Raw genomic sequence first — 399 nt, forward strand, 5'->3', positions numbered from 1 at the left:
GCATTTCCGTCACTACTGTCAGATCCCGCTGTTTTTTTCGGCGAAACGCTTTCGGGATGATCGTTTCATCGATGTAATCTTGATAGTAGGCCAAAAAGACGGCTGCCGCATAGGTGCCGCATAAATACCCTGAAGGAGTGACCCACTGCTTATACGGACGAAACCGCTCTTCGGCGATCCCTTTCCACTCTACTTGTTCCATCTCGTTCACCTGCCTTTTTTCTTATTATACCTTAGATTCTCCTCCTACTTGGATCAAAACCCTTTTTCGTCTAGAAAACTTTTCTTTGCGTCCTTACAGATTTTGTTTCATAATAGTAGAAAGCGAGAGGAGCGAAAGACATGACAACCTTGTTAAAAGATGATTTTTATGACTATGTAAATGGCGAGTGGCTGGAG

General features: G+C 43.6%; 1 pseudogene. It reads right to left on the reverse strand.

The window, feature by feature from the left end:
• Nucleotides 1-202 (reverse strand): annotated as a pseudogene (locus P3R27_RS14935) (hypothetical protein); the annotation flags it as partial.
• Nucleotides 203-399: the final 197 nt, after the last annotated feature.

The organism is Enterococcus spodopteracolus, assembly GCF_030441955.1.
In the GTDB taxonomy this organism is placed as follows: Bacteria; Bacillota; Bacilli; order Lactobacillales; family Enterococcaceae; genus Enterococcus_B; species Enterococcus_B spodopteracolus.